The organism is Streptomyces sp. NBC_00091, assembly GCF_026343185.1.
Lineage (GTDB): Bacteria > Actinomycetota > Actinomycetes > Streptomycetales > Streptomycetaceae > Streptomyces.
The window spans coordinates 3,307,761-3,334,719 of sequence record NZ_JAPEMA010000001.1 but is presented as its reverse complement, the minus strand read 5'-3'; the positions used below and the strand labels follow the sequence as shown (position 1 = coordinate 3,334,719).

The 26,959-nt window shown below is 73.6% G+C and carries 25 protein-coding genes; 10 read left to right on the top strand and 15 right to left on the bottom strand.

Annotation, left to right across the window (positions count from 1 at the left end; all coding sequences use genetic code 11):
- Positions 1–42: 42 nt before the first annotated feature.
- From OOK34_RS15540 to mscL, 6 genes are all read left to right on the top strand, one after another.
- Positions 43–1,353, top strand: a complete 1,311-nt coding sequence (locus OOK34_RS15540; RefSeq protein WP_267034467.1) for an MFS transporter — start codon at positions 43–45, stop codon at positions 1,351–1,353.
- 67 nt (positions 1,354–1,420) lie between these two features.
- Positions 1,421–1,732, top strand: coding sequence for an FmdB family zinc ribbon protein (locus OOK34_RS15535; RefSeq protein WP_267034466.1), 312 nt, complete (start codon positions 1,421–1,423; stop codon positions 1,730–1,732).
- A gap of 84 nt (positions 1,733–1,816) precedes the next feature.
- Entirely contained in the window at positions 1,817–2,650 is an 834-nt protein-coding gene (locus OOK34_RS15530) for an S-methyl-5'-thioadenosine phosphorylase (RefSeq protein ID WP_267034465.1), read from the top strand.
- A 247-nt stretch (positions 2,651–2,897) separates the two neighbouring features.
- On the top strand, positions 2,898–3,455 hold the full coding sequence (locus tag OOK34_RS15525; RefSeq protein ID WP_267034464.1) for a carboxymuconolactone decarboxylase family protein: 558 nt from the start codon (positions 2,898–2,900) through the stop codon (positions 3,453–3,455).
- Positions 3,456–3,593: 138 nt separating this feature from the next.
- Complete coding sequence (locus OOK34_RS15520; RefSeq protein WP_267034463.1) at positions 3,594–4,172, top strand: hypothetical protein; 579 nt, start codon at positions 3,594–3,596, stop codon at positions 4,170–4,172.
- A gap of 123 nt (positions 4,173–4,295) precedes the next feature.
- Positions 4,296–4,805 carry a large conductance mechanosensitive channel protein MscL gene (gene mscL / locus OOK34_RS15515; RefSeq protein ID WP_267034462.1) on the top strand — a complete coding sequence of 170 codons (510 nt, stop codon included), beginning with the start codon at positions 4,296–4,298 and terminating at the stop codon, positions 4,803–4,805.
- Between the two features lie 13 nt (positions 4,806–4,818).
- Here mscL and OOK34_RS15510 read toward each other — a convergent pair whose 3' ends face one another.
- The 3 genes from OOK34_RS15510 to OOK34_RS15500 all read right to left on the bottom strand — a co-directional run bounded on the left by OOK34_RS15510 (position 4,819) and on the right by OOK34_RS15500 (position 7,386).
- Positions 4,819–5,040, bottom strand: a complete 222-nt coding sequence (locus OOK34_RS15510; RefSeq protein WP_267034461.1) for a hypothetical protein — start codon at positions 5,038–5,040, stop codon at positions 4,819–4,821.
- A 79-nt stretch (positions 5,041–5,119) separates the two neighbouring features.
- Positions 5,120–5,569, bottom strand: a complete 450-nt coding sequence (locus tag OOK34_RS15505) for a hypothetical protein (RefSeq protein WP_267034460.1) — start codon at positions 5,567–5,569, stop codon at positions 5,120–5,122.
- 110 nt (positions 5,570–5,679) lie between these two features.
- On the bottom strand, positions 5,680–7,386 hold the full coding sequence (locus tag OOK34_RS15500) for a hypothetical protein (protein WP_267034459.1): 1,707 nt from the start codon (positions 7,384–7,386) through the stop codon (positions 5,680–5,682).
- A 214-nt stretch (positions 7,387–7,600) separates the two neighbouring features.
- Between OOK34_RS15500 and OOK34_RS15495 the strand changes: the two genes are divergently transcribed.
- Positions 7,601–8,767 carry a low temperature requirement protein A gene (locus tag OOK34_RS15495; protein WP_267034458.1) on the top strand — a complete coding sequence of 389 codons (1,167 nt, stop codon included), beginning with the start codon at positions 7,601–7,603 and terminating at the stop codon, positions 8,765–8,767.
- Between the two features lie 150 nt (positions 8,768–8,917).
- Positions 8,918–10,171, top strand: a complete 1,254-nt coding sequence (locus tag OOK34_RS15490; RefSeq protein WP_267034457.1) for a cytochrome P450 — start codon at positions 8,918–8,920, stop codon at positions 10,169–10,171.
- 171 nt (positions 10,172–10,342) lie between these two features.
- Here the strand turns inward: OOK34_RS15490 and OOK34_RS15485 are convergent, their stop codons facing one another.
- The gene (locus OOK34_RS15485; RefSeq protein ID WP_267034456.1) at positions 10,343–10,837 is read right to left on the bottom strand and encodes a DUF5949 family protein; all 495 of its coding nucleotides are present in this window, start codon (positions 10,835–10,837) and stop codon (positions 10,343–10,345) included.
- 56 nt (positions 10,838–10,893) lie between these two features.
- A complete protein-coding gene (locus OOK34_RS15480; RefSeq protein WP_267034455.1) occupies positions 10,894–11,505 on the bottom strand; it encodes a hypothetical protein in 612 nt (203 codons plus the stop codon).
- Between the two features lie 270 nt (positions 11,506–11,775).
- Here OOK34_RS15480 and OOK34_RS15475 point away from each other — a divergent pair, with 270 nt between their 5' ends.
- A complete protein-coding gene (locus OOK34_RS15475; RefSeq protein ID WP_267034454.1) occupies positions 11,776–12,216 on the top strand; it encodes a DUF6299 family protein in 441 nt (146 codons plus the stop codon).
- A 35-nt stretch (positions 12,217–12,251) separates the two neighbouring features.
- Here OOK34_RS15475 and OOK34_RS15470 read toward each other — a convergent pair whose 3' ends face one another.
- The 4 genes from OOK34_RS15470 to OOK34_RS15455 all read right to left on the bottom strand — a co-directional run bounded on the left by OOK34_RS15470 (position 12,252) and on the right by OOK34_RS15455 (position 17,789).
- Positions 12,252–12,428 (bottom strand): hypothetical protein, encoded by a 177-nt coding sequence (locus tag OOK34_RS15470; RefSeq protein WP_267034453.1) that lies wholly within the window; start codon positions 12,426–12,428, stop codon positions 12,252–12,254.
- 139 nt (positions 12,429–12,567) lie between these two features.
- The gene (locus tag OOK34_RS15465) at positions 12,568–14,655 is read right to left on the bottom strand and encodes a SpoIIE family protein phosphatase (RefSeq protein ID WP_267034452.1); all 2,088 of its coding nucleotides are present in this window, start codon (positions 14,653–14,655) and stop codon (positions 12,568–12,570) included.
- Between the two features lie 373 nt (positions 14,656–15,028).
- Positions 15,029–16,306, bottom strand: a complete 1,278-nt coding sequence (locus OOK34_RS15460; protein ID WP_267034451.1) for an NAD(P)-binding domain-containing protein — start codon at positions 16,304–16,306, stop codon at positions 15,029–15,031.
- Between the two features lie 112 nt (positions 16,307–16,418).
- The gene (locus OOK34_RS15455) at positions 16,419–17,789 is read right to left on the bottom strand and encodes an ATP-grasp domain-containing protein (protein WP_267034450.1); all 1,371 of its coding nucleotides are present in this window, start codon (positions 17,787–17,789) and stop codon (positions 16,419–16,421) included.
- Positions 17,790–17,939: 150 nt separating this feature from the next.
- On the opposite strand from OOK34_RS15455, the gene OOK34_RS15450 reads away from it, so the two are divergent.
- Positions 17,940–19,523 carry a glycosyl hydrolase gene (locus OOK34_RS15450; protein WP_323183423.1) on the top strand — a complete coding sequence of 528 codons (1,584 nt, stop codon included), beginning with the start codon at positions 17,940–17,942 and terminating at the stop codon, positions 19,521–19,523.
- 5 nt (positions 19,524–19,528) lie between these two features.
- Here the strand turns inward: OOK34_RS15450 and OOK34_RS15445 are convergent, their stop codons facing one another.
- The 6 genes from OOK34_RS15445 to OOK34_RS15420 form a co-directional block, all read right to left on the bottom strand.
- Complete coding sequence (locus OOK34_RS15445) at positions 19,529–20,671, bottom strand: GNAT family N-acetyltransferase (protein WP_267034449.1); 1,143 nt, start codon at positions 20,669–20,671, stop codon at positions 19,529–19,531.
- Positions 20,668–21,363: a lipopolysaccharide biosynthesis protein gene (locus OOK34_RS15440; protein WP_267034448.1), complete on the bottom strand. Its 696-nt coding sequence runs from the start codon at positions 21,361–21,363 to the stop codon at positions 20,668–20,670. The genes OOK34_RS15445 and OOK34_RS15440 overlap by 4 nt, the downstream gene beginning before the upstream one ends.
- A gap of 73 nt (positions 21,364–21,436) precedes the next feature.
- Positions 21,437–22,795 carry a glycosyltransferase gene (locus OOK34_RS15435; protein WP_267034447.1) on the bottom strand — a complete coding sequence of 453 codons (1,359 nt, stop codon included), beginning with the start codon at positions 22,793–22,795 and terminating at the stop codon, positions 21,437–21,439.
- Positions 22,792–23,568: a polysaccharide deacetylase family protein gene (locus tag OOK34_RS15430; RefSeq protein ID WP_267034446.1), complete on the bottom strand. Its 777-nt coding sequence runs from the start codon at positions 23,566–23,568 to the stop codon at positions 22,792–22,794. The genes OOK34_RS15435 and OOK34_RS15430 overlap by 4 nt, the downstream gene beginning before the upstream one ends.
- Positions 23,558–25,576 carry a murein biosynthesis integral membrane protein MurJ gene (gene murJ, locus OOK34_RS15425; RefSeq protein WP_267034445.1) on the bottom strand — a complete coding sequence of 673 codons (2,019 nt, stop codon included), beginning with the start codon at positions 25,574–25,576 and terminating at the stop codon, positions 23,558–23,560. The genes OOK34_RS15430 and murJ overlap by 11 nt, the downstream gene beginning before the upstream one ends.
- Complete coding sequence (locus OOK34_RS15420) at positions 25,573–26,958, bottom strand: O-antigen ligase (RefSeq protein WP_267034444.1); 1,386 nt, start codon at positions 26,956–26,958, stop codon at positions 25,573–25,575. The genes murJ and OOK34_RS15420 overlap by 4 nt, the downstream gene beginning before the upstream one ends.
- Position 26,959: the final 1 nt, after the last annotated feature.

The window sequence follows — 26,959 nt, the reverse complement described above, 5'->3', positions numbered from 1 at the left end:
CGCAGACGGGGACGCTCTACCAGGCAGCGGAAAGGCCAGGCCGTGACATCCGCGGTCACGACCGACAAGTCCGCCCGACCCGGCTACGGGCAGCTGCTGCGCACGCCCGGCGCCCTCTCCTTCGTCCTCCCCGGCTTCGCCGCCCGCCTGCCGTTCGGCATGCTGACCATCAGCATCCTGCTGCTCGTCCAGCACGCCACCGGCTCCTACGGCGACGCGGGGATCGTCGCCGCCGTCACCGGCGTCTCCATGGCCCTGTTCGCCCCGGTCATGGGCAAGCTCACCGACCGCCGCGGCCAGAGCGCCGTCCTCGTGCCGGCCGTCCTCGTACACGCCGCCGCGGTCTGCGCCCTGACCGCGCTGGCCCTCCTCGGCGCCCCACTGTGGGCGCTCGCGCTGGCCGCCGTCCCGGCCGGCGCCTCCGTCCCGCAGGTCGGGCCCATGGTCCGCTCCCGCTGGGCGGCCAAGCTCGAGGGCTCCCCGCTGCTGCCGACGGCCGCCGCGTTCGAGTCCGTCACCGACGAGTTCACCTTCGTCGTCGGCCCGGTGCTCGCCACCGCGCTGTGCACCGGTGTCCACCCGGCGGCCGGTCTGGCCACCGAAGCGGCCCTGACCCTGCTCGGCGGCCTGTTCTTCGCCGCGCAGCGGGCCACCGAGCCGAAGGCCGCCCCGCTCTCGGCGGCCGACGGCAAGCACCAGTCCGCACTGTCCTTCCCCGGCCTGCGCGTCCTGATCGTCGCCTTCATCGGCATCGGCGCCGTCTTCGGCGGCATGCAGGTCTCGCTCGCTGCCTTCTCCAACGAGATCGGCAACCCGGGCGCCAACGGCCTGCTGTACGGCATCTTCGCGGCCGGCAACATGATCGCCGGCATCACGATGGGCGCCGTCGCCTGGAAGATCGGCCCGCGCCGCCGCCTGATCCTGGGCTACATCGGCCTCACGGCCGCCGCCTCGGTGCTGTGGGCCGCCCACTCCGTGGTCCTGCTGGGTGCGCTCGGCCTGGTCGTCGGCCTGTGCATCGCCCCCGCGCTGATCACCGGCTACACCATGATCGAGCAGCTGGTCCCGGCCGCCTCGCGGACCGAGGCCTTCACCTGGCTGACCGGAGCGGTCGCCTTCGGGCAGGCCGCCGCGGTGACCCTGGCCGGCCGCCTGACGGACGCGCACGGATCCTCGTACGGCTTCCTGGTGCCCCTGGTGGCCACCGTGCTCGCCCTCGCCACCCTGGTGGCGCTGCGTGCGAAGCTGGCCCCGAAGGCCCCGAGCCGCATCGTGAACTCGTCCGCTCCGGTCACCCGGAACACGGCGAGCGAGCGTGGGATCGGTCACCGCACGCCTGTGACGGTGGACTGATCCGCCGGAATACGTCACCATGGAGCGTCGTTAGCACTCATTGAGTCAGAGTGCCAGGAGGAAATTCGTGCCGACCTACCAGTACCAGTGCACCGAGTGCGGTGAGGGCCTTGAGGCCGTGCAGAAGTTCACCGATGACGCACTGACCGTGTGCCCGAGCTGTGACGGACGCCTGAAGAAGGTGTTCTCCGCGGTCGGCATCGTATTCAAGGGTTCCGGTTTCTACCGGAACGACAGCCGTGGCGCTTCGTCGAGCAGCACCCCTGCCTCGAAGTCCTCGTCCTCGTCGTCCACGACGACGTCGACCGCTGCCGCCCCTGCCGCTTCGACCTCCTCGGCTTCGTCGAGCACGGGCAGCAGCTCCACCTCGGCTGCCTGACCTCGTACGTCTTCCGCTTTCCGCAAGGCCCCGTACGCCCTCTTGGGCGGCGGGGCCTTGTGCGTCCCCCGTTAGGGTGAGGACATGGTGAACGCAGAGATCGGTGTAATCGGCGGGTCGGGCTTCTACTCCTTCCTGGAGGACGTCTCCGAGATCCAGGTGGAGACCCCGTACGGGCCCCCGAGCGACTCCCTGTACCTGGGTGAGCTGGCCGGACGGCAGGTGGCGTTCCTGCCGAGGCACGGGCGCAGCCACACGGTGCCGCCGCACAAGATCAACTACCGGGCCAACCTGTGGGCACTGCGCTCGGTCGGTGTCCGCCAGGTGCTGGGCCCCTGCGCGGTCGGCGGCCTGCGGACGGAGTACGGACCCGGCACGCTGCTGGTGCCGGACCAGCTGGTCGACCGTACGAAGTCCCGTGCTCAGACCTTCTTCGACGGTGAGCCCCTGCCGGACGGGACCGTCCCGAACGTCGTGCACACCACCTTCGCCGACCCGTACTGCCCGGTGGGCCGGTCGGTGGCGCTCGCGGCGGCGCGTGGGCGGGAGTGGGAGCCGGTGGACGGCGGCACCATGGTCGTCGTGGAGGGGCCGCGGTTCTCGACGCGCGCGGAGTCGCAGTGGCACGCGGCCGCCGGCTGGTCGGTGGTCGGCATGACCGGGCACCCGGAGGCGGTGCTCGCGCGCGAGCTGGGGCTCTGCTACACCTCGATGGCCCTGGTGACGGACCTGGACGCGGGCGCCGAGACGGGTGAGGGCGTGTCCCACACGGAGGTCCTGAAGGTGTTCGGCGAGAACGTCGGCCGGCTCCGCGAGGTCCTCTTCGACGCGGTGGCGGCGCTCCCGGCGACCGAAGCCCGCGCCTGCCTGTGCACCCACGCCCACGATGGCTGGGACCTGGGCATCGAACTGCCCTAGGGGGTATCCGGTGGATCAGGGCCGGGCCCGGCCCGCCTGGCACCGCGGCTTGCCGCGGTGCCAGACGACCCGGCCTATCCGACCCTGATCCACCGGACACCCCCTAGCACCGGCTGAGCCTCGCTCGAGCCGCCGGCCCTCCGCACCGCCCGGCGAAAAATCTTTCCGGGCGGTGTCACATTCCGCGGGGCTGTCCTGTCTCCATGGCGAAGGGGTCAACGGGACCCCGCGCCGGAAGAGGACCGTCATGCCGCGCATCTCGCTCACCCCGCCCCGCACCCTCCTCATGCGCATCGGCGCCTGGTACTCGCGGCGCACCTACGGCAAGGTGCTCGACCCCGGCCAGGCGTACGGCCACAACTCGCGCGTGCTGTTCTCGTACGTCCGTATGGAGCAGCAGGCCGCGAAGTGGAACAAGCTCGACGCCGGCCTCAAGCACCTCGCGGTCATGGCCTCCGCCGCGCGCATCAACTGCTCGTGGTGCATGGACTTCGGCTACTGGGAGGGCGTCGAGAAGGGGCTGTCGCCGGAGAAGATCGAGCGGGTGCCGCAGTGGCGCGAGGCCCGTGAGGTGTTCACGGAGCTGGAGCTGCTGGTCATGGAGTACGCCGAGGCGATGACCGAGACCGAGCCGACGGTCACGGACGAGCTGGCGGCCGAGCTGATCGCCCGGCTCGGTGAGGCGGCGTTCGTCGAACTCACCGCCATGGTCGCGCTGGAGAACTGGCGCTCGCGGGTCAACAGCGCCTTCGGCCTGACCAGCCAGGGGTTCTCGGAGTCCTGCCAGGTGCCGACCGGGCGCTGACCCCTGGGGGTGACGGCGTTGTCCACAGCCTGGGGATTGTCCACAGGCCGGAGCGGAAGCCGGCGGGGCGGCGGATCGTGAGGGAGTCCGGGCAGTGGGCCCGGATGCCGGACCTCGACCAGCTTGGCGGTGCTCATCATGTCCAGGACCTCTCCCGTTCCCCCCTCGTCCCCCTCGTCCCCCTCGTCCCCCTCGTGCCCCAACTCCCCTGCCTCCCCCGCCTCCCCCTCGGGCTCCTCTTCTACGTGTCCCCCCGCGCGCCCCGTTCCCCCCTTCCCCCCGCTCCGCGTGGGCCGGGCCGGGGGCCGGCTGCGGCGCGCGGTGCGCCGCCGGCGGCGGGTCGCCTCGGCCGGGCTGGCCGTGGTGGCGGCCGCCCTGGCGGTGGGCGGAACGGAGGCGCAGGCCTCCCGGGGCGCGGCCCCGCCCGAGGTGAAGCCGGCACCGGCGGCGGTGCGGATGGTGTCGGCCCCCGTGCGCATCGCGGACGCCGCCACGGTGCGGCTGCTGCGTCCCGGGGACCGGGTGGACGTGGTCGCGGCGGAGCGCACCGGGCCGCCCCGGGTGGTGGCGGCGGGCGCCCGGGTGGCCGAAGTGCCCGCCGCGGAGGCGGGTGTTGGGGATGGCGGGGCGCTGGTGGTCCTGTCCGTACCCCGGGACACGGCGCGCGCCCTGGTGGGGGCGGGCGCCGTGGCGCGTCTGGCGGTGACCCTGTGCTGATTCGCACTGAGGAGCGGTCAAGTCGCCCTGGGGTGGGGGCCGATTGGACACTCCGGGCTGTGACTGCCGTAGCTTTCGGAACCGTTGGCTCCGTCTACAGCAGGCACAAAGAAAGGCTCAGTGGTGAGCGAGAAGAAGAAGGAGAGCGTCCTGGCGGGCTTCAAGGCCTTCCTGATGCGCGGGAACGTCGTCGACCTGGCGGTGGCCGTGGTCATCGGCGCGGCGTTCACGAACATCGTGAACTCGATCGTCAAGGGGATCATCAGCCCGCTCGTGGGCGCCATCGGCACCAAGAACCTGGATGTCTACACCTCGTGTCTGAAGGCACCTTGTGGGGTCGACGCGAAGGGGGAGCCGACCGGCGTCAACATCATGTGGGGCTCCGTACTCAACGCCACGCTCAGCTTCCTGATCACCGCAGCGGTCGTGTACTTCCTGATGGTCCTGCCGATGGCGAAGTACCTCGCCAAGCAGGAGGCACGCCGCAAGGCCAAGGAGGGCGTGCAGGAGACCATGGAGATCACCGAGCTGGAGGTCCTCAAGGACATCCGCGACGCCCTGGTCACGCAGCGGAGCGGGAACGGCGAGGGCCGCACGGCGCCGGGGACACCGGGGGCGCGCGACGCCTTCTGACCGGTCCGGCTGATCAGATGTGGTGCGGGGGCTTCTCGTCGAGGAAGCGGGCCAGGTCGGCCGCGCTTCCGCCGGCGGGCGGCCGCTCGCCCCAGCCCCGGTCGGTGTCGTCCGAGGACTGCTGGTCCAGCGGGTCGTCGAAGACGAGCTTCGGCCTGGGCTTCGGCTTCGTCTCGGGCTTCGCCCCGGCTTCTGGCTGCGGGGACTGCGGGTCGGAGGCGGGGGCGGTGCTCATGCCTCAAGGGTACGGCCGCCCACGCCCGCGGCTCAGGTCCCCGCTCCTGGCCCCGCTCCGGGCCCTGCTGCGGCTCCGGTCAGCGGGGAGCCTCCGCGCCCTTGCGTGCGTAGAACCACCAGCAGACGGCGAGGCAGGTCGCGTAGAAGCCGATGAACAGCCACAGCGCGCGGGTGACCGCCATCGCGGCGAACATCGCGGGAATGAAGAAGAAGCCGTAGGCGGCGATGGCAGAGGAGAAGCCGGTGACGGCGCCCGCCTCCATCTCCGACTGCTTCAGCGCGGCCGCCTGCTCCTGGGTTCCCTGGCCCTCAGCCTGGCGCATGTGCTGATCCCGGAAGATGACCGGGATCAGCCGGAAGGTCGAGCCGTTGCCCAGCCCGGAGAAGGCGGAGGCCACCAGGAAGCCGATGAAGAAGGCCCAGAAGTCCTGACCTGTCCAGGCTCCGCCCCCGGGGTCGCCGGCGTCAGGGGCGAACGTCGCATGGGCGGCAGGACCTTCTCCCGCCGCCCGCAGTGCCTTGGTCACGCGGTCAGCGGATGCCGAGCACGGGGAGCAGGACCTCGGAGTACGTCCGGGCCGACCTCGGGTGGCCCGGCCGGTGCTGGGCCGCTACGAGTCCGCCCGGGGTACCGTTGCTATGCGAGTTGGCCGGTGTCGGCCAACTCGCCATGAACCGGGCCGGACGCTGGGCGTCTGGTGCCGGGTGTCTCCCGAACGGTCTTGGAGACGGGGAACAGCACAAGCTGATCGCTTCGGTCCCGGCAGGTCTTGCCACCCCGGTGGGGTGTGCCTGGGGTCCTAGGCGGGCTCGCGGTCCCGCGTCCCCTGGGGCGGGGGACGGCCTGGCCGGTGGCTCCCCGCACAACGATCCTCTGGTCGTGTGCGGTCACACCTGGCCGACGCCGTATCCCGTGTCCCAGGGCACGTCTGCCGATCGCCACCGAAGCCGCATGGTGCCCGGTGACGACGGTGGTCTTGCATTGCTGCTGGAGTGGGGCCTTCCAGTGCTGGCTGCCCCAGCGAGAGGTGTAGGCAGGATCGACCGCGACGACGATGAGGCCCGCGTGGTGGGCCATGCCGCGCAGGCGTTCCCTAAAGCGGGCGGTCGGCAGTCCGGCGACGGTGCGCCGGAAGGTCTTGCCGCGTTTGCCACGTCCCATGGTTTCTCGGCCGGTGGCACGGGCGTCGTCAAAGCCCAGGTTTTCGATCGCCAGCCCGGTGCAGCCGTTCGCCTTGGCAAGCTGGATGAGTTCGGTGATCGCGGCCCGCAAGCGGCCGTCGCGCTGGGATGCGGGTCCGGTCAGCTCGGTGGGTACGGTGACTGGTTCACCGACCGGGTTGCCGTGCGCATCGACGACGCAGGCGGCGAGGTGGCCGGCGTTGAGGTCCACGCCCAGCAGCCGGACGCCGGTGACAACCAGCTCGGCGGGAGTGGGCAGCACGGGCTTTTTGGTGGCCCAGGAGGCGTCGAGATACCAGCGGCCTCGTTCTGGATCGCACACGATGTCGTAGCGCACCGCCCGGTTGGCGGTGACCCGGTCCAGCCATTCGTCCCGGCGGTTGTGGAAGGTGACGGTACAGGCGAGCCGGTAACGGCCACGCGGCGCGTTCGCGAGATGTCTGAGCGGTTCGGGCAGGACGATCGTGACCGTGCCATCGGCCGGATCCACACTGATCGTGTAGTTCCCGTACGGCGCCCCCGACTCACCGTCGGCGGTCAGGAACAAGCGGGCCGCATCCCACCGCTCCCGCCACTCGGCCTCGGTGAGCTGGGCGGCGGCCAGGTTGTGCCGGGTCTTGACCAGGCGGCGGCTGCCGACAACGATCGCCGGATGCCCGGCCTCGATGCGCGCCTCCACCCCGGCCAGGCGTGCGGTGAGCACTTCCAGCCGGTGCTGCTTCTGCGCCCGCTCAGCCCGGTCCCGATATCCGCGGACACCGCCCACACACCCACCGCACGGCACCGCCAAACGCTTACGGATCTTCGCGATGGCCCGGCGCAGGGACGCCCGCTCATCGAACAGGCATCGCAGGCTGAGCTGGAACTGGTCCTCACTGGCCCGGGTGATCGCACCCGCCCATCGTGAAGAAGACACCTTCGTCAGCGCCCGCTTACGCTCCGCCCGCCGATTGTCCTTGACCGCCACCCTGCCCAACCGGACACGCTCCGCCAGATCCACACGGGCATGATGGCCGAGGTGCTCACCCAGGAGCGTCAGGATCGCCGCATCCACCGAACTCAGCCGCAGCCGGTCACGGATACGCGCACCGGCCGGGGCCGCGACCGTGAACGGAACGGCCAGCGAACGCAGTTCCCGCCTCCTCCGTGCACCGCGTGCCACCAGCCACCTCCCTCCACGCGCCACAGCGGACAAAGCCACCCCCACAGCGAACAGTCCAGCAAGAACACAAGCCCGGCAACGCCGCACTGTTCACCCAAAAGAGTCATCCGACGGCCAACAGTGGCCTACAACCAAATCAGCAGCTGCCAACCCGCTGCGTCGCTGACCGCGCGCCTCGCCTGCCGGGCGCCCGTGCCCTGCTGTGCTGGGCGGTATGACGTACGTACCGATGACCGCCCGCAGCCGCGACGAGGGGCACCGGACGGCGACCTCGCTGGAGCTGTTCTTCGACCTCTGCTTCGTCGTCGCGATCGCCCAGGCCGGGGCGCGGCTGGTGCACGCGCTGGCGGAGGGCCATCCGGGGAGCGGGGTGGTGGGCTACTCGTTTGTCTTCTTCGGCGTGTGGTGGGCGTGGATGAACTTCACGTGGTTCGCCTCCGCCTACGACTGCGACGACGTGCCGTACCGGATCGCGACGCTGGTGCAGATCGCCGGTGTGCTCGTCTACGCGGCGGGGGTGAGCCGGGCCTTCGACCAGAACGACTGGACGGTGGCCGTCATCGGCTACCTGATCATGCGGGTGGCGCTGACCGCGCAGTGGTGGCGCGCCGCGGCCGGGGAGAGCGGCGAGGCGCGCTCGGCGGCGCTGAAGTACGCGGCGGGGCTGGTGGTCTGCCAGGCGGGCTGGGTGGCGCTGCTGTTCGCGCCGGACGCGTGGAAGCGCTGGCTGTTCCTGGTGCTGGTGGTGGCCGAGCTGATGGTCCCGGTGCTGGCCGAGCGGGGGCACCAGACGCCCTGGCACGCCCATCACATCGTGGAGCGGTACGGCCTGTTCACCATCATCGTGCTGGGCGAGACGATCGCGGCGAGCACGGTGGCGGTGAAGTCGGCCCTCGATGAGCACGAGGCGCTGGGTGATCTGCTGCCGATCGCCGCGGGCGGGTTGCTGATCGTGTTCGCCGCGTGGTGGATCTACTTCGCCGTGCCGATGCACGAGCGGCTGACCTCCAACCGGGAGGCGATCCCGTGGGGCTACGGCCATCTGCTGATCTTCGCCTCGGGTGCGGCGATCGGTGCCGGCATCGAGGTCGCTGTCGAGCACGCGGTCGGCAAGGCCCACATCTCGCAGCTTGCCGCGAACGCCGCCGTGACCGTCCCGGCCGCGGTGTTCCTGCTGATGGTGTGGCTGTTGCACTCCCGGCACTTCAAGCGCGGCACCGCGCAGCAGCTGGTGTTGCCGGTCTCCTCCCTCGCCCTGCTCGCCTGCACCTGGGCGGGCTCGTACGCGGTGCTCTACGCGGGCCTGATCGCGACGGCCACGGTGGTGGTCGGCATGACCCTCGCGGTCCGCGGCGGGGAGCCCGCCCGCGCCGGAACCTGAGCCGGAACCTGAGCCGCAGCCCGAGCCGGAACCTGAGGCGCTGCCCGAGCCGCTGCCTGAGCCGCAGCCCGCGCCCGTGCGGCCGTCACCCCCACGCCCCCGAACCCGTTCAGCAGCTCAGCACAACGGCGACAGGAAGAGACAGCCCCCATGACACTCCCCCCACAACGGCACCGCCCCGGCACCGACCCCGGAGGCGAGCTGGCCGAGCCGGGCTTCTGGCAGCGGCCCCCCGCCCACCGCCTCGCGGCCTTCGCCCGTCTGCGCGCGCTCGACTCCCCGGTGTTCGTCCCGGAGGGCAGCGGCCACTGGGCCCTCGTGCACCACGCGGACGTGCAGGAGGCGAGCCGTCTGCCCAAGGTGTTCGCCAGCGCCCCCGGGGTCACCACGCCGGAACCGGCCCGGTGGGTGCGGGCGCTGTTCGGGGACTCCATGGTCAACCTGGACGGCCCGGACCACGCGCAGCTGAGGAAGATCGTGCAGCGGGCGTTCACGCCGCGGCTGCTGGCGGCGGCCGAGGAGGACATCCACGCGGTCGCGGCCCGGATCGTGGACGACGTCCTGGCCGAGGAGCCCGAGGAGTTCGTCTCGGCGGTGTCCTCCCGGCTGCCGCTGGAGGTCATCTGCAACATGATGGGCATCCCGGAGCACTACCGCGCCGAGATCGCCGACCGGGTCAACCACGCCTCCGAGAACATCGGCGTGGAGCGCGGCCTGGCGGCCCGGCTGCGGATGCCGGGGCGCGGGCTGCGGGCCCTGGCCCGGATGCAGCGGATGGTCGCGGGCATCGGGCGGGAGCGGCGCAAGAACCCCACCGACGACCTGATCTCGGCCCTGGTCTGCGCGAACGTGGACGGCCAGGCGCTCGGCGCCCGCCAGCTGGGCGCCTTCTTCAGCCTCCTGATGGTGGCGGGGGTGGAGACCACCCGCAACGCCATCAGCCACGGCCTGACCCTGCTGACCGACTTCCCCGGACAACGGGACCTGCTGCTCTCGGACTTCGAGAAGTACGCGGACGGCGCGGTGGACGAAATGATCCGGCACTCGACGCCGATCATCCAGTTCCGCCGGACGGTCACCGCCGAACACACCCTGGGCGGGCACCTGTTCCGGCCCGGCGACAAGGTGGTGCTCTACTACGCCTCCGCCAACCGCGACGAGGCGGTCTTCCCCGACCCGGACGCCTTCGACATCACCCGCTCCCCCAACCCGCACCTGGGCTTCGGCGGCGGCGGACCGCACTTCTGCCTGGGCGCCCACCTGGCCCGAGTGGAGATGAAGGCACTGTTCCGCGAGCTGCTCACCCGGCCGGTGGGCCTGCGCGCGGTGGGGCTGCCCGATCTGGCGGGCTCCAACTTCGACAACCGCGTCCGCTCGCTGCGGTTCGCCTTCGAACGCCCCTGACCGCGACCGGCCGCACCCCGGGCGCACCGGACAGCAGAACCGGCCGCCGGGCAGGCTGGGGGCCCGGCGGCCGGGGCCCGGCGGCCGGAGCACGGCGGCCGGAGCACGGCGGCCGGAGCACGGCGGCCGCAGCCGCAGGGGCGGCGGCTGCCGCGAGGCGGGGGTCCGGCGCTAGCGCTGCAGGCTCTGCACGGTGACGACGCAGTGGGCGCTGCTGGTCAGCACCTCCTCGTCGCCGGCGAAGGCCTGGAGGAGCTCCTTGCTGACCGGCTTGCCCGGGACGGCCTCGGGCCAGGCCCGCGTGGCGAACAGGAAGTACGCCTGGCCGCTCTCGTTCGCCGCGTCGACCCACTCGTCCGGGGCGGTGCAGGTGGCGTTCAGCCCGGGCAGGGTCAGGGCGATCTGGTTGTCCGCGAGGATGACCTTCACGCCGAACTTCTGCGGGTGCATGGTGCCGTCCATGACCACGTCGCCGATGGGCAGGCCCATCTCCTCCAGCAGCCCGCGCGCGGCCGCCTCGCCCGCCTCCCGGCCCTGCGGGCCGTCACCGAGCGTGTAGGCGAGCAGGTACGGGATGTCATGGCCCTCGGCGGGGTCGCCGATCCAGGCGAGCACGGAAAGGGTGCCGAGATGGGACCGGTCGATTTCGGCTTGCGTTGAAGTCATGCGCGCACCTTAATGCTCCGGCGCCGGGCCCTTTCACGGCCTTTCACCCGGGCGGGCTAGACCGACCAGAATCCCCCTCCGGAATTCGCCTGCATGTTCGCGTCCTGGTACTGGAGCCGCACGATGCGCTGGTTTTCCGGGATTTCGAACACGACCCATCCCTCGGCCCGCTCACCGACCGCGAGGGAATCGAAGACGAGCGGTTTGCCGGTCGTCAGTTCACCGGTGCGCACCACCGGGTGGCGCTTGCCCGCGCCGTCGTACGCCCACATGCGCCCGAGCGCCCCGTACGAGGCCCCGCCGACGTTGACGAACGACATGGAGGCGGCCACCCAGCGCTTCCCGGCCGGCGGCCCGTAGTTCGGTTCGACGCTGACCGCCGGGTCCACGTACGCGCCCAGCACCACCTGGAGGTGGCGGCCCACCTCGTGGCCCTGCACCCGTACGGAGTCACCCACATGGGCGTCCTTCGCGGCGCCCGTCCCCGCCGCCCGGTCCGGGGCGGCGGGCTCCTCGTCGGTGCCGGGCGCCCCGTCGTCGACCGGGACGGCGGGCACGGCGGCCGGGGCCAGCGCGGCCCCCTCGGGGGCGCTCTGGCAGGCGGTGGCGGTGAGCAGCAGGACGGGCAGCAGGGTGGCGGCGGCGAGGACGGAAGCGGACTGACGCATACGGGAACCCCTTCGGGGATCTTCGGGGCGGCGATGGGGACGGTGACGGCGGGGACGGTGACGGTGACGGTGACGGCGGGGGGACTGCGGGGGGGGACGGTGACGGCAACCGGAAGGGCGCGGACCGGCGGGGAAGTATTTCGGCCAGTTTCACGCGCCCGAGCGGGGAATTGCACACACCGACACGAGCGTGCGGAGCGAGTTGCCCGCCAATTGCCAGCACAATGCGTTCCGGCAGAATCCCGCCAACCGCACCCACCCGGAGGAAAAATGCGTACGACCGCCCGCCGAATGGCCCTGGGGGCCTTCTCCGCCCTGGCCGCGACGACCCTGTTCACGGCTCCCGCCCACGCCACCGTTTTCAATCAGGGAATTTCCGTACAGTCGGAAGCTCACATCGCCGAGGACGGCGGAATCACCCTTTCCGGCACCTACCACTGCGAGGCCGCGTCACTCGGAGGGGCGGTTCAGATCAAGGCCACCGTCATCCAGGACGGTTCGCAGCTGAGCATCGGCGCGGGTGAGGTCGTCTGCGACGGCGCCGAGCACGAATGGGTGGCGCACAGCCCGATCACCGGGAGCGTCCACCCGGGCCGCGCGACGGCCGTCGCGTCGCTCCAGGAGATCCACCTCCAGGGCCTGTTCCCGCGCTCCGTCGACACCGTCGCGCAGGACACCCAGGACATCGAGGTGGTGGCCGACCACCGGTAGCCGGGTGGGCCGCCCCGCAGGTCCGGTGGCCGCCGCTACCGGCACTCGGGCGCGACGCCCGTCATCGACATGAACGCGACCGTCTGGCATCCGGGGTCCGTGTGCGGACGCCCCGTCGTCCGGTCGACGACCGCCTGGCCCCCGGCCGCCAGCAGCAGCACCGCCAGCGTCGCCACGATGCCCGTGACCGCACCCCTGGTCAGGCGGCGCACCGTACGTCCACAAGCAGCGGGACGCCCACGACCAGCCGGACGCCCCGGAGAACCAGCGCGTCCCGAAGAACCAGCATCCGTTTCATGGCCGCATCATCACCCCACCCCCCGCACCCCACAACCCGGAGTGAGCGCCCGGTCACCCCGTGCCGCGCGGGCTCCCGCCGGCGTCGAACTCGCACCAGACGGCCTTCCCGTCCCCCCGGGACTCCACCCCCCAGTGCGTGGCCAGGGCGTCCACCAGCAGCAGCCCGCGCCCCGTGGTGGCCGCCTCGCCCGGGGTGCGCCGGCGCGGCCACACGCTGGAGCGGTCCTTGACCCACAGCCGGATCCGCCGCACGGGCTCCGGCAGCACCTCCATCGTCAGCACCGCCCCGCCATCGGTGTGCAGCAGGGCGTTGACCAGCAGCTCCCCCGCCGCCAGCTCGACGTCGTCGGCCAGCTCGGCCATGCCCCAGTCGCGCAGGGCCTGCCGCAGGGCGTAGCGGGCCTCCGACAGCCCCTCCGGGTCGGCCTGGTGGACGTACTGGTGGATGCGGGGCGCCCGGTGCGTGCCCGGGTCGGGGGCCCGGCGCAGCACCAGCAGGGCCACGTCGTCGCCGGAGCCCCAGCGCTCCCAGAGCCGGTCGGAGAGGTGGTCGGCGAGCGCCCCGGCGCCCTGGGGCCCGCTGCGCACCGCGTGGGCCAGGGCCTCCATGCCGGTGGTGATGGCGGTCCCGGGCTCCTCCACCAGCCCGTCGGTGCACAGCACGAGCGTCTCGCCGGGCACCAGGTCGAGGCGGGTCTCGGGGAAGTCCTCCTGCTCGAAGACGGAGGCCAGCCCGAGCGGCAGGCCGCCGCGTACGTTGGGCCAGCCCGTACGCCCGTCCGTGTGCCGGATCAGCGGGCCGAGGTGGCCCGCGCGGACCGCCCGTACGCCTCCGGTCTCCAGGTCGACCTGTGCGTACATGCAGGTCGCGAAGCGCTCGGTGTCCAGTTCGGCGAGGAAGCGCGAGGCCCGCGCCAGCACGGTGGACGGCGGGTGGCCCTCGCCGGCGTACGCGCGCAGCGCGATGCGGAGCTGGCCCATGATGGCCGCCGCGTGCGTGTCGTGTCCCTGTACGTCGCCCACCACGATGCCGACCCGGTTGCGGGGCAGGGCGATCACGTCGTACCAGTCCCCGCCGACCTCCCGCCCGCTCCACGCGGAGTGGTAGCGGACGGCGATCTCCCCGCCGCTGATCTCGGGGATCCGGCGGGGCAGCATGGCGGCCTGGAGGCCGGTGGCGAACTCCCGTTCCTGGTCGAAGAGGAGCGCCCGCTGGAGGGACTGGGCGACGATGCCGGCCAGGCCCAGGCACAGGTTGCGTTCCTCCGGGCTGAAGTCGCTGCGCCGGCGGTAGAAGAGCACGAGCCCGCCGATGGCCTTGGCCTGGGCGATGAGGGGGAGGTAGGCGGCCGCGTCGTAGCTGATCCGGCCCAGGTAGTCGGCGAGCAGCGGGAACTCGCCGGCCAGCTCGGTGAGGGAGGTGACGAAGCGCGCCTTGCGGGTGAGGACCGCCTGGGACAGCGGCAGCGAGCCGTCCAGGCGGGTGAACTTCCGCTCGCTGAGGATCTCCAGGGTCTCCCCGCTCAGCGCGATGATCTTGATGGTGCCGTTCTCGACCAGGCCCAGGGCCAGCCCGTCCGCGCCGAGCCGCTCCAGCGCGCCCGCTCCGGTCAGGGCGGCCGTCACGTCGTCGACGGTCACCGCCCGCGACAGGGCCTCCGTGGTGCGCAGCACGATCGCGGCCTGCTGGGTGCGCGCGTTCTCCAGCTTCCGCAGCACCGTCGCGTGGGCGAGTTCGGCGGTCGCGTCCCGGACGATCCCGACGATCCGCAGGGGCCGCCCGTCGGCGTCGCGCAGCACCCGGCCCGTGGTGTGGGTCCACTGGTCGCGGCCGTCGCGCCGGCGCACCGTGAAGTACGAGCCGTACGTCGCCCCGCCGCCGTCCAGCACCCCGGTCACGGTGTCCGAGAGCCGGGCCGCGTCATCGGCCGGGATCCGCGCCGCGAGGCCCGCGGGGGTCCCGTCGAACTCCTCCGCCTCCAGGTCGAAGACGGCCAGGCCGGCCTCGTCGAGGCTGAGGGTGCCCGCGTCCAGGTCCCATTCGAAGCTGCCCATGCCGTTGAGCGCGAGCCGCTCGCCCGGGCCCGTCACGGGGCCGGGAGCACCCTGCCCCGGTTCGTCGCGCTCCGCCGCTGCCATGAGAGACACACCACCTAACGGCCTGGCCAGCACGGCTGGGAGATGAGCCGCTCCCACTCCTCGTCAGGATGCCCCGGAAGGGTGCGTCCGGCCTCCCGCCAGCGCTTGACGAGGGAGAGGTAGATCGCGGCCTGGTCGCCGGACCCGAAGGGGCCGGAAGGGGCGGAATAGGCGGAAGGGGCGGAGGCGCCAGGAGGGACGGAGGGACCGGAAGGGCCGGAAGGACCGGAAGCGCCGGTGGGCCGGAAACCGTGCGGTGATCCCGTGGCCGCCCGGGCCGTGGGCTGCTCCCCGCGGCTGGCGGGGATGCGCACCCAGCCACGGCCGCCCTGTGCTCGCTCCGCGCCCATCGCGGACCCCTCTCAGGTGGATCTCAGCGTAGATACGTCTCCGGACGCCCGGCGGCGGCCCGGACCGGCCGGACACCGCCGGAGGAGCCCGGCAGCGGACCCCGCGCGCCGAGGCGCTTGCGGACTCCCTTCACCAGTCTCCCCGCCGTGAACCCCGCACCGTGCACGAATCGCATGGAAGGTCCGAATGAGGGAGCCGTCAGCAGCCCCGCGAAGAACAGCCCCGGCCAGGAGGACTCGAAGCCCGGGCTCAGCTCCGGCGTCCCGCTCCCGCCCACGGTGACCAGCGCGGCCCGCAGGCGTGCGTCGAGCAGTTCCAGCCGGTCCAGGTGCGGGGCGAACCCGGTCGCGGCGATGACGTGCGCGGTGTCCAGTACGACGGACTCCCCGGCCGCCGTGGTCAGCCCGAGCCGGGTCCGGCCGCCCACCGCCACCGCCCGGTGCAGCCGGTGCCCCATGAGCGCGGGCACCCGACGCTCGAAGCGGTCCCGCAGCCACCACGCCCCGGCGGGCCCCAGCGCCGTGGCGGCGATCCGCTCCCGCTTCGGCGCGGGCAGCCGCCGCACCGCCCACGGCAGCTCCGACCACACCCAGCTGCGCCATCCGGTGCCCAGACCGCTGTGCGGGTCCCGCAGCGCCCGCAGCGGGGGCCGCTCCAGCGGCTGCGGGACGGTGTTCCAGTTCAGCCGGGACCGCCTGGCCACCAGACAGGGCCGGGCCCCCGACTCGGCGAGCAGCGCCGCCGTCTCCAGCGCAGCCTGCCCGGCCCCCAGGACGGCCACCTCGCGCCCGGCGAAGCGGGACAGGTCGCGGTGGCCGCTGCTGTGCGAGTAGTGCTCCGGGGGCAGGTCGCGCAGCGCCCCGGGGTAGTGCGTGAAGGGCATCACCCCGACGGCCAGGGCCACCGTACGGGCCAGCAGCGGCGGCCCCTCGGCGGTGCGGACGCGGAAGCCGTCGCCCTGCGGGGTGACCTCGGTGACGGTGGCCTCCTCCACCTCGGGCAGGCCCGCGTGCCGGGCGAACCAGAGCCCGTACGCGCTGAACGTGCCGATCGGCAGCGGGTTGCCGTGCTCGGCGGTCAGGCCCCGGGTGGCGCAGTAGTCGGCCAGGGTGTAGCGGCCGTCGGGCGCGGAGAGGTTGGAGGACCACGGCTCCGACTTGAGGTACATGCCCTCGGGCATGTGGTCCCGCCAGGACGCCATGGGCCGGCCCAGTACCCGCACGCCGAGCCCGGCCGCCGCCGCGTGCGCGGCGATCGACAGCCCGTACGGGCCAGCGCCGACCACCACGAGATCGTCCATCCGCCTCACGGCCACTCCTCCCAACTAGATCGTCACCGAGCCACCACGTCACCGGACCGCCGAGTCACCGCGTCACCGAACCGCCGGACCGCCGAGCCGCCACATCACCACGTCACCGCGTCACCAGTTCGTCCGGCTCCGCCGAGGCCTCCGGCGGCGCCCCGTGCGCCGGCCCGGAGGGCTGCGGCCGCGGCCACGCCCGTTCGCCGCCGCGCTGGCGCGGGGCCCGCACCGCGCGGACCGTACGCCGCCCCTGCGCGGGGACACCGCGCAGGACCCGGGCGCCCTTGCCCAGGCCGCGCCCCAGGAAGGCGCCGAGCATCGCCAGGAACGGCAACAGGTCGTCAAGGGCGAACCAGGCCGCCTCCGTCCGCCCCCGCTCCCCGCGCGGCACCGTCCGTACCGGGCCGGGCCGCGAGCCCGCCCGTACGGCGGCCAGCAGCGCGTAGTTCTCCGCCACGAAGACCCGCCCGGGGCCGCCCGAGGGCGTCGGCACCCGCTGACCCGTCAGGTCCAGGTACATGGCCTGGACCACGTCCAGCCCCGAGTCGTCGGTGAACAGCCGGAACTGCGCGCCCGGGCGCGGGTTGAAGTCCACCAGCCGGAAGGTGCCGCGCTCGTCCCGGCGGAAGTCGAGGTCCAGGATCCCCTGGTAGCCGAGCCGTTCGGCGAGCCGCAGCCCCGACTCCTCCACCGCCGGGTCCGCCAGCCACCGCCCCACCGCCGTCAGCCCCGTACGCACCGGCCAGGACAGCTCCTTGCGCCCCGACCCGGCGAGCAGCGGCCGCCCGCCCCGGGCGAAGGCGCCGTGGAAGAACCAGTCGGTGTCCGGCCCGGCGGGCAGGAACCGCTGGAGCAGCAGCCGGCTCCCGGCCTCGGCGCTGCGCTCGTACAACCGCCGCGCCTCGGCGGCGGTGTTCACCAGCGTGGTGCTCCGCAGCCCGCCGCCGGCGGGCAGCAGCCACGGACGGCTCCACTTCGCCACCACCGGCAGCCCGAGCCGCCAGGCGGCCCGCGCCGCCTCGCCCCCGCTCGCCGGGATCACCGTCTCCGGGTGCGGGACGTCCCAGCGGGCGCAGAGCCGTGACAGCTCCGCCTTGTCCGCCACCCGCTCGGGCAGGCCGTCGGGCTGATGGGGAATCCGGAAACGGTCCGTCAGCATCGGGGCGACCCGGGACACGGCGATGGCACTCAGGTCGTCCATGGCCACGAGCACCGCCGGCCGCCCGATCCGCTCCGACACCCCGACCAGGCACTCCAGCAACGCCTCGGGCGCCTCGGGGTCCAACCCCCCGGCGGGCCCGGCGTGCACCGCGTGCAGATAGCGCGAACGCCCCACGGGACCTCCCCCGGCTTCGACGACGGCATGGACCTCCACGCCCTTGCGCCCCAGGGATCTGACGGCGCCGAGGGTTCCGTGGTGGAACGGATTCCGATCGAGTCTGAGCAGAACAGCGGGCACATGGCCGTCGAACGCGTACATGGGAACGGTGTCTTTCACCTAGTCGGACCAAGCAGAGATGATGCGCAGCTGCGAATGGCCTACGCAGCGGCCACCGGGCAGGCCATTCGTCAGATCTGATGCCTAACGTCTTTTACAAGCACACCGGTTCAAAGCAGCTCGGGAGACGCCATGCCCAGACCCCGCCACCGACTGGTGAGCACCTGCGTCGGTACGGTCACGGCCGGGCTGCTCGCCACGGGCGCCGCGCTCGCCGCCCCGGACGACGAGGCGCCGCGGGGCTCCGACATCGCCATGGGCGCCTACCTCGGCTACGGGCCGCCCGGGGTCGCCCGGATCCCGTACCTGTCGCACTGGCTGGGCGGCAGGGAGATCCGGGTCGGGCACACCTACCTGCCCGGCGACCAGTGGGCGGGCGTCGAGGGCGACGTGAACTTCCTCGCGGACTGGGCCGAGTGGCGCCGGGCCGAGGACGACCGGATGTTCGTGCTCAACGTGCCCATGCAGGCCCGCAACGAGGACCGGGTGCCCGACTGGCAGGTGGCCCAGCTGATCCGGGCCGGCGCGGAGGGCCAGTACGACCGGCACTTCCGCAAGCTCGCCGAGCGGCTGGTGGCCCTGGGCGTGCCGGACACGGTGATCGTGCTCGGCTGGGAGATGAACGGCACCACGTACACCCACCGGTGCGGGCCCGACCCGGAGCACTGGAAGGCGTACTGGAGGCGTGTCGTCAACACGATGCGCTCCGTGTCCGGGCAGGAGTTCAAGTTCGACTTCGCCCCCAACCGGGGGACGGACGCGATCGCCTGGACCAAGTGCTACCCGGGCGACGACGTGGTCGACGTCATCGGCATGGATTCGTACGACCAGGGGCCCGGCCGGACCTTCGAGGACCACGTCAGCCAGCCGTACGGGCTCCAGCAGCAAGTCGACTTCGCGAAAGCACACGGCAAGGAGATCTCGTACCCGGAGTGGGGGCTGTTCCGCAACGGGGACAACCCGGAGTACGTACGACGCATGCTGAAGTGGATCGAGCAGCACAAGCCGCTCTACCACACCATCACCGACTACTGCCCGCACGGCGTCTGGCGGTGCAAGCAGAACCCGCAGTCGGCGAAGGTCTTCCGCGAGGCGCTGGCCGGGCAGGAACCGGTCGAACCGACGCCGGTGGCCCCGACCCCGGTGACCCCCGCGCCCGTGACCCCCGTGCCCGTGACCCCCACGCCCGTCATCCCGTCGCCGGTCGGGCCCGCGCCGGTCGTGCCGACGCCGAAGTTCCCGACGCCCGAGGCCTCCGTCCCGCCGGTCGCACCGGCGCCGCAGGTGCCGACGCCCACCCCGACCCCGAGCCCCGAGGTCTCGGTCCCGCCGGTCGAACCGACCCCGGTGGAACCCACCCCGGTCGACCCCACGCCCGTCGAGCCCACCCCGGTCGTCCCCGAGCCCGTCAGCCCGTCGCCCGTCGCGCCCTCGCCCGTCGTCCCCTCCCCCGAGGTCTCGGTGCCGCCCGTGCTCCCGCCGGCGCCCTCCCCGGAGGTCTCGGTCCCCGCACCCGCGTCCCCGTCCCCGAGCCCGCTGGCGCCCAAGCCCCAGCCCCAGCCCCAGCCGAAGCCCGAACCGAAGCCCCAGCCCAACAACAGCAGGCAGTGGTGCGTCCCGCTCAACTTCGGCGAGTGGCTGAACGCACTCGTCGGCAACCAGACGGTCTGCGTCCGCTTCGACTGGGGCGAGGACTCCGGCTTCTGGCCCTTCTAGTCGGGTCATCGCACCCGCAGTTCGTTCAGCCGCGCCCGCCAGTCCCGGGCGGCCGGCAGCGCCTCGCGCAGCGCGTCCACCGCCCGCTCGCGCCCCGTGACCTGCGACTCGTGCAGCCGCAGCAGGGGCGCGAGCGCGTGCGTGGCCAGCAGCAGCCGCTGGTTGACCACCGTCTCGGGCCGCCAGTGGTTCTTGTACGGCTCGTTGCCGCGCAGGAAGCTCACCACCGGCCGGCCCTCCGCGAGGGCCCGGCCCGCCTCGTAGCGCAGCAGCAGCGTCGCCACGTCCACCTTCCGCTCCCGCAGGTCCGGATCGGCGCCGTACAGGTAGCCGCCGCTCAGCGCGGCGGACAGCAGGGTGACGTTGGCCGCCACCACCTTCCCGTCCAGCCGGAACTCCGTCAGCCGGCCCTCCCCGGCCCGCACCATCCGCCGGGTGGCCCGGGTCAGGTGCTCGGCGAAGCGCGGCTTGAGGTGTTCGGGGGTCACCCCGCGACCGCGCCACTGCTTCTCGTGGAGCCGCAGCAGGGTCCGTACGGCCTGCGGCACCTCCCGCTCGGTGACCTCGCGCTCCTCGATCCCGGCGGCGTCGGTCTTGCGCAGCTTGGCCCGCACCCGCTGGGCGCCCGAGGCCGGCATCCGCTTGACGAGCTCGTCGAACGGCAGCGCGGGCAGCTCCATGCAGGTGGAGTCGGTGAGCCTGCTGCTCACCCCGGGCCACGCCGCGTACACCTCCTCGGCGACGGCCCCCGGCCGGACCTCGCGCAGGTCGACGACGGCGCTGCGGGCGGCCCGGTGCAGCCCGTTGGCCAGGGCGGGCACGACCTGGGCGGCGTGCTCGGAGGCGACGAGCACGTCGAAGTAGTCGGTGATCCCGCCGCCGAGCGGCACCAGCCGCGGCAGCGGCCGGTGTACGAGCATCAGCGCGGCCGCGCCGACCAGCTCCTCGCCGCGCCGCACGAGCAGGACCCGGAGCCGGCCGTCCTTCCCGTACGACAGCCACCAGGAGTGCAGCCAGGCGTGGCTCTGGAAGGGGGTGGCGGTGGGACAGCTCCGGAGCAGCCGGTTCCAGGACTCCTCCAGCGCGGCGAACTGCCGGGGGTCTCGGCACAGCGTCACCGACAGGGCCCCGGTGGAGCCATGCGTCATCGCACCGACTCCTTCTCCTTGGTCTCGGAGTGCTCACCCTGGGCGGGCAGCGAGGGGTACTCCTCCACCGCCGGGTGGGACTCCTCCTCCTTCTCCTCCTTGCGGCGGGCGGGCCGGGCGAGCATCCACAGCCCGCCGAGGAGCCCGCCCGCGCACAGCCCGACGGCGCCGCTGACGGGGGCGGACGGGGAGGCGGGGTCGCTCGGCGCGACGGCCTGGTTGAACAGCAGCAGCTGCACACCGGTGTTCTTCGCGGCCTGGTTGCTGCTCAGCGAGAGGGCGTCGGCGACGGCGTTGGCGATGTCGGCGGCCTCGGAGGCACTCGTGGAGGTCCCGGTGATGGCGATCATCGGGGAGTCGGGGGAGGTCTCGGCGCGGACCTGGGTGCGCAGCTGCCGGGCGTCGATGCCCGCGCGCGGCTGGGCGTAGGCGAGGGTGGAGCTGCTGGTCGCGATCCGGCCGTAGGCCTGGGCGAAGCCGAGGGCGGTCGCCGGTTCGGTGGTCTCGTTCGGTACGGCGACGACGTAGCTGGTGGCGGCGTACTCGGGGGCCTTGAGCACCCCGTACGCCCCGCCCGCGGCCAGCCCGAGCAGGGCGCAGGCGGGCAACGGCCACCACGCGGGCGGCCGCGGGAGCCGGCGCTTCTTCTCCGAGCGGTGGTCGGACTTCTTCTGGTCGGCGGTGTCGGCCATGTGCGGTGCCTTCCTGGGTGGAGGGGAGTTCGTACGACCCGGCCGTTCCCCTGGCCGGGGGTGTGGATCGTGATCAGCCGCTGCCCCCGGCGCCAACGGAGCCGGGCTCAGCCACATCCAGCCCCGCCGGATTTGGGGGCGCGGACTCCCGGCCGGCGCCGGCGCAGCCGGGCCCAGCCGAATCCAGCCCCGCCGGCGTTTGAGGCGCGGGGTCCGGGGCGGAGCCCCGCGGCCCCGCCGCAGGCGCCGACCCCGCAGGAGCCGGAGCCGCCTCGGGCCCGGGGCCCACGGGCGGCCCCGGTACCGGCGCGGCCAGCGCAAGGGCGTAGACGTCGAGCAGCTGCCGCGCGCTGCGCGCGATGTCGTACCGCCGCACCACCGGCGGTGGCGGCAGCCGGCGCGCGCCCGCCTCCATGTGCCCGCGCAGCGCGGCGACCAGTTCCTCCGTGCCCGTGCCGATCCTCCGCGCCCCCGGCGCCTGCGTGGCGGGGAGGTCGTCGATGGCGGGGCAGGTGACGTGCAGCACCGGCAGCCCGGCGGCCAGCGCCTCGACGACGGCGAGCCCGAAGGCCTCCTCCCGCGATGGGGACACGAAGACGTCCATGGCGGCCAGCAGGGCGGGGATCCCGGGGGTGCGCCCGTCGGCGCTGTCGCCCAGCGGGTCCCGCTCGCCCAGCAGGTGGATCCGGCTCTGCGCGCCCAGTTCGGCGGCGAGCAGCCGCAGCGCGGCCCGTTCGGGGCCGTCCCCGGCCAGCAGCAGGTGTGCGCCCGGCAGTGCCGCGACCGCCCTGACGAGTACGTCGAACCGCTTGCCCGGCACCAGGCGCCCGACCCCGCCCACCACGAAGGCCCGTTCCGGCAGCCCGGTCCGGGCCCGGGTGGCGCGGCGCACGCCCTCGTCGAAGCGGAAGCGGACGGCCTCGATCCCGTTCGGGACCACGTGCACCCGGGCGGCGGGCACCCCCCACGCCTCCAGCCGGGCGGCGACGGTGTCGGACACCGCGACCGTGGCCGCGCCGAGCCGCTCGCTCGCCAGGTACAGGGCCCGTACCCCGCGGGTCAGCGGCCGGCCCTCGATCTCGCCCTCGCCCAGGGAGTGTTCGGTGGCCACCGTGGCCCCCACCCCGGCGAGCCGGGCCGCGAGGCGCCCGTAGACGCAGGCCCGGTACAGGTGCGTGTGGACCAGGTCGTAGCGGCCGCGCCGGACGAACCGCACCAGCCTCGGCAGCGCGCCCAGGTCGCGGTTGCCCCGCATGCCCAGGTGCACGACGCGGACCCCGTCGGCCCGCAGCCCCTCGGCCACCGGCCCGGGGTTGGTGAGCGTCAGCACGTCGCAGCGCATCGGCATGTGCCGCAGCAGCAGCCGCAGTTGCTGTTCGGCGCCGCCGACGCCGAGCCCGGTGATGATGTGCAGGGCCTTGACGTCCTTCACCGCAGTACCTTCCTGCGCAGCTCGCGCACCTGGTGGCGCAGCTGCTTGACGCGCAGCCGTGCGGGGCCGTCGGCCTGGCTGACGTGGGTGCGGGGCAGGGCGTGGCGGCCCGCGAGCCGCCCGGGGGAGATCGCGCAGGCGTAGTCGTAGCCGGCGGCGCGGGTGGCTTCGACGACCCGGGCGTCGAGGTGCCCGTACGGGTAGCAGAACCCCTCGGGCAGGGTGCCGGTGAGTTCGCGCAGCAGGTCGCGGCTGCCGCGCAGCTCCTGTTGGAGTACGTCGTCGGGTGCGGCGGTGAGGTCCTGGTGGAGCAGCCCGTGCGAGCCGATCTCCTGTCCGGCGGCGGCGACTTCGCGGATCTGCTCGGCGGTGAGCAGGGATTTGCGCGGGCCCAGCGGGTCCCACACGTTGTCCACGCCGAGCCGCCCCGGCAGTACGAAGAGGGTGGCCGTGCAGTCGTGGCGGCGCAGCAGGGGCAGGGCGCGGGTCAGGAAGTCGGTGTAGCCGTCGTCGAAGGTGAGTCCGACGAGCCCGCGGCCCTTTCCGGCCGCGCGGGCCCGCAGCAGTTCGCCGACCCCGACCCCGCGCAGTTTCCGGGCGCGCAGCCACAGCAGCTGGGCTTCCAGGGCGCCCGGGGTGACGGTGATCCCGTACGGGTCCTCGGCGGGGTCGGTGAACTCGGCGACCGAGTGGTACATCAGGACCCACGGGGATGCGGTCCGGCGGGCGGGGCCCGTCACGGCGGCGGGCGCCGTGTCGGTGTCAGCGGACATTGCGGAACCTCTGGGTGTGCTGGGTGATCCGGGTGGCGGTGTGGGAGCCGAGCTGGGAGATCTGGCCGGGCAGGGCGGTGATCTCCAGCGCCCGTATGGCCATGCCGGTGGCCCCGAACATGGCGGGGACCAGCAGGCAGCCGAGCGCGGCGCTGACCAGGGGGTCGGGGACCATCGGGCCGGCGAGCCAGCCGGTGGCGCAGGCGGCGGCGGCCGCGACGGCGAGGCGGCCCATGCTGAGGGCGACCCGGCGGACCTGGATGGCGATGATGCGGGAGCCGAGGCCGGTGAGGAGCAGGGCCGCGGTGGTGGTGATGCCGGCGGCGTTGGCGGCGGCGATGCCGTAGGTGCCCCACCAGCCGACGGCGAGGGCTCCGGCCACGATGTTGACGAGCAGTCCGGCGCCCATCGCGAGCGCCGGGAACCAGGTGGGCCGGGCGGTCGAGAAGAAGGGCCGGGACAGCGCCCCGACGAGGCAGTGGCCGAGGAGTCCGAGGCCGTAGACCCGCATCACGGACGCGGTGGCGAGGGTGTCCTGGTGGGTGAAGGCCCCGCGTTCGAAGAGGACCTGGATGATCTGCGGGGCGTAGCCGATGACGAGTGCGCTGCCCATCAGGACGGCGAGGGAGGCCAGGGCGAGGTCCTGCTCGACCCGGCGGCGGGCCTTCTCGCGTTCCCCGTCGGCCATGGCCTTGGCCACCACCGGGAAGGTGACGGTGCAGATCATCAGGGAGAGCACCATCGGCATCTGCGCGACCTTCTGCGCGTAGTTCAGGTGCGAGATGGCGCCGGGCGGCAGGGAGGCGGCGAGGAAGCGTTCGACGAGTACCTGGGACTGCCGGAAGACGGCGAAGAAGATCACGGGGGCGATGACCCCGAAGGCGATGAGGGTGGGCCGGTCGCGGTCGCGCTGGCTGCGCGGGGCGCCCTTGGCGCGGGTCCGCCCGAAGCCCACGTTGCGGATGAAGGCGGGCAGTTGGACGAGGACCATCAGCAGCCCGCCGACGGCGACCCCGGCGGCGGCGGCCCGTACCCCCCACAGGGTGTGGAGGGCGACCATGGTGCCGATGATGCCGACGTTGTAGGAGACGTAGATCGCGGCGGGCGGCAGGAAGGAGCGGTGCGCGCGCAGGGCGGCGCTGAAGTATCCGGCGATGCCGAAGGTGATCACGGTGAGCGCGGTCAGCCGGGTGCACTGGACGGCCAGTGCGGGGTCGGGCAGGCCGGGTGCGAGCAGGGCGACGACGAGCGGCGCGGCCACGATGAGCACGGAGGCCACGGCGGCGAGGAGCACGGCGAGCCGGGGCAGGGTCGCCCCGACGAGCAGGCGTACGGGATCGGCCGCGCGGGCTTCCTGGCGGGTGAGCCCGGCCCGGCTGGCGGCCCGCCGGGCGAGGGCGTGGCTGAAGGCGGGCACCATCAGCAGGGCCATGGCGTCCTCGATCAGCAGGGTCGAGGCCATCTCGGGCACGGTCCAGGCGATCAGGAAGGCGTCGCTGTCGTGCCCGGCGCCGAAGAGGTGCGCAATGGTCTGGTCCCGTACGAGCCCGAACACGGCCCCGGCCGCGGTCAGTCCGGCGGTGATGGCGGCGGCCTTGGCGAGGAACCGGCCGAGCGGAGCCGCCCCGCTGCCGCCGGGGTTCCCCGGGCCGGGCCCGGATCCGCCCGTCCCCGTACTCCCGCCCGGCCCGCCGGCCGCCCGCGCGGCACGGCCGCGCCCGGCCGGCACGGCCCGGGCGGCCCCGCCTGTCCTGGCCAGCACCGGCCCCCGGCCCGCAGGGCCGGGCGCGCCGCCCTCGTTCTTCGCGCCGGGTTCGCACCGGCCCCGGGCGGTCCCCGGTGCGGCCGGGCCGGGTCCGGCCGCGGCGGAACCCGCGGGACCGGCGGAGCCCCCTGCGGCGCCGGCGCCCGGGCCCGTACGGTCCACGGGCGAACCGGCGGAGCCCGCGGCCGCGGCGACTTCGGTCGCCGCGGCCGCGGGCCGCCGCCAGGGAGTCGTATCGGTCACCGGGGGGCCGGCCCCTCAGCGGCCGGGCCGCCGAAGGAGGAAGGGGAGGAGTCCGCCCGGGCCGCGAAGCCCCCGGAGGGCAGGGCCCACCACGCCGCGAGTCCGATGATCACCCCGGTGAGCACGGTGGAGGGCCCGCCGATGTCCGCGTACAGGAAATCGGTCAGCTGCCACACGAACAGCCCGGTGGCGATCAGCCCGCAGTCCCGGATCCCCGGGTCGGTCCCGACGGCGCACCGCCGCAGGCCGGCGACCAGCAGCGCGGCCCAGCCGCCCGCCAGCGCGAGCAGGCCGGTCAGGCCCTGCTCGCTGAGGATGAGCAGGTACATGTTGTGCGGGGACAGCAGCGGCTGCTTGATGAAGGCCTGGCCTGCGCCGGCGGTGTCGCTGCCGGAGGACAGCCCCAGCGAGGAGTGCCCGTCCCGGTGGGCGGGGAAGCCCTTGAGGCCCACCCCCACCGCCGGCCGCTCCCGCCACATCGACTCGGCGGCGGCCCACATCGTGTAGCGGTCGGTCACCGACTGGTCGGGGGCGCTGGAGACCTGGGTGATCGAGGTCAGCCGCTCCGCGACCATCTCGGAGCCCACCCCGAGCCCGCCGACCAGCACCACGCCCACGGCGGCCAGCGCGACCAGCACCCGCAGGGCCCGCCGGATCCCGGCCATGGCCATCACCAGCACCGCCGCCCCGAAGGTGGCGATCCAGGCGCCGCGGCTGAAGGACAGCACCAGCGGCAGCACCAGCGCCAGGGCGCAGCCCCCGGCGATCCGCCGGACCCGCTTCGGGAGCGCGGGCGCGAGCGCGGCGGCGGTGGCGACGACCAGCCCGTACGCGACGACGGTGGCCATGCCCATCACGTCGCCGGGGCCGAAGGTGCCCACGGCCCGGACGTTCTCGCCCTGGTACGAGGCCCCGGTGTGGGTCGCGTACTGCACGACCCCCACCGCTCCCTGCACCAGCGCGAGCACCACGAAGCACCCGGCGGCCAGCCGGAACTCGCGGGCGTCGCGCACCAGCAGCACCACGGCCGCCGGGACCAGTACGAAGACCTGGAGGTAGCGGACGAAGCCGGGCAGGGCGGCGTACGGGTCCCCGGCGGTCATCGTGGCCACCGCGAGCCCGACGCCGGGGGCTCCGAGGACGAGGACGCCCAGCGGGGTCAGCGTCCGCACCCGGCCGCGCAGGGCCTGGACCCCGCAGACGAGGGCGAGCAGCAGGGAGGCGGCGTCGGCGGGGCCGACCTTGCCGGAGGCGGTCGCGTCGCCCGCCGGGAGCGGGGCGAGGAGGAACAGGACGGTCGCGGCGAGCGGCAGCAGCGGCCAGTGCCGGCGCAGCGGGCCGAGGTCGACCGGACGCGGGGATCCGGTTGCGGCGAGGCTCATG

Coding starts and splice junctions, on each gene's coding strand:
- OOK34_RS15530 (WP_267034465.1), top strand. CDS start 1,817: ATGGTGAACGCAGAGATCGGTGTAATCGGCGGGTCGGGCTTCTACTCC.
- OOK34_RS15525 (WP_267034464.1), top strand. CDS start 2,898: ATGCCGCGCATCTCGCTCACCCCGCCCCGCACCCTCCTCATGCGCATC.
- OOK34_RS15520 (WP_267034463.1), top strand. CDS start 3,594: ATGTCCAGGACCTCTCCCGTTCCCCCCTCGTCCCCCTCGTCCCCCTCG.
- OOK34_RS15510 (WP_267034461.1), bottom strand. CDS start 5,040: ATGAGCACCGCCCCCGCCTCCGACCCGCAGTCCCCGCAGCCAGAAGCC.
- OOK34_RS15495 (WP_267034458.1), top strand. CDS start 7,601: ATGACGTACGTACCGATGACCGCCCGCAGCCGCGACGAGGGGCACCGG.
- OOK34_RS15490 (WP_267034457.1), top strand. CDS start 8,918: ATGACACTCCCCCCACAACGGCACCGCCCCGGCACCGACCCCGGAGGC.
- OOK34_RS15485 (WP_267034456.1), bottom strand. CDS start 10,837: ATGACTTCAACGCAAGCCGAAATCGACCGGTCCCATCTCGGCACCCTT.
- OOK34_RS15480 (WP_267034455.1), bottom strand. CDS start 11,505: ATGCGTCAGTCCGCTTCCGTCCTCGCCGCCGCCACCCTGCTGCCCGTC.
- OOK34_RS15475 (WP_267034454.1), top strand. CDS start 11,776: ATGCGTACGACCGCCCGCCGAATGGCCCTGGGGGCCTTCTCCGCCCTG.
- OOK34_RS15465 (WP_267034452.1), bottom strand. CDS start 14,655: ATGGCAGCGGCGGAGCGCGACGAACCGGGGCAGGGTGCTCCCGGCCCC.
- OOK34_RS15460 (WP_267034451.1), bottom strand. CDS start 16,306: ATGGACGATCTCGTGGTGGTCGGCGCTGGCCCGTACGGGCTGTCGATC.
- OOK34_RS15455 (WP_267034450.1), bottom strand. CDS start 17,789: ATGTACGCGTTCGACGGCCATGTGCCCGCTGTTCTGCTCAGACTCGAT.
- OOK34_RS15450 (WP_323183423.1), top strand. CDS start 17,940: ATGCCCAGACCCCGCCACCGACTGGTGAGCACCTGCGTCGGTACGGTC.
- OOK34_RS15445 (WP_267034449.1), bottom strand. CDS start 20,671: ATGACGCATGGCTCCACCGGGGCCCTGTCGGTGACGCTGTGCCGAGAC.
- OOK34_RS15440 (WP_267034448.1), bottom strand. CDS start 21,363: ATGGCCGACACCGCCGACCAGAAGAAGTCCGACCACCGCTCGGAGAAG.
- OOK34_RS15430 (WP_267034446.1), bottom strand. CDS start 23,568: ATGTCCGCTGACACCGACACGGCGCCCGCCGCCGTGACGGGCCCCGCC.
- OOK34_RS15420 (WP_267034444.1), bottom strand. CDS start 26,958: ATGAGCCTCGCCGCAACCGGATCCCCGCGTCCGGTCGACCTCGGCCCG.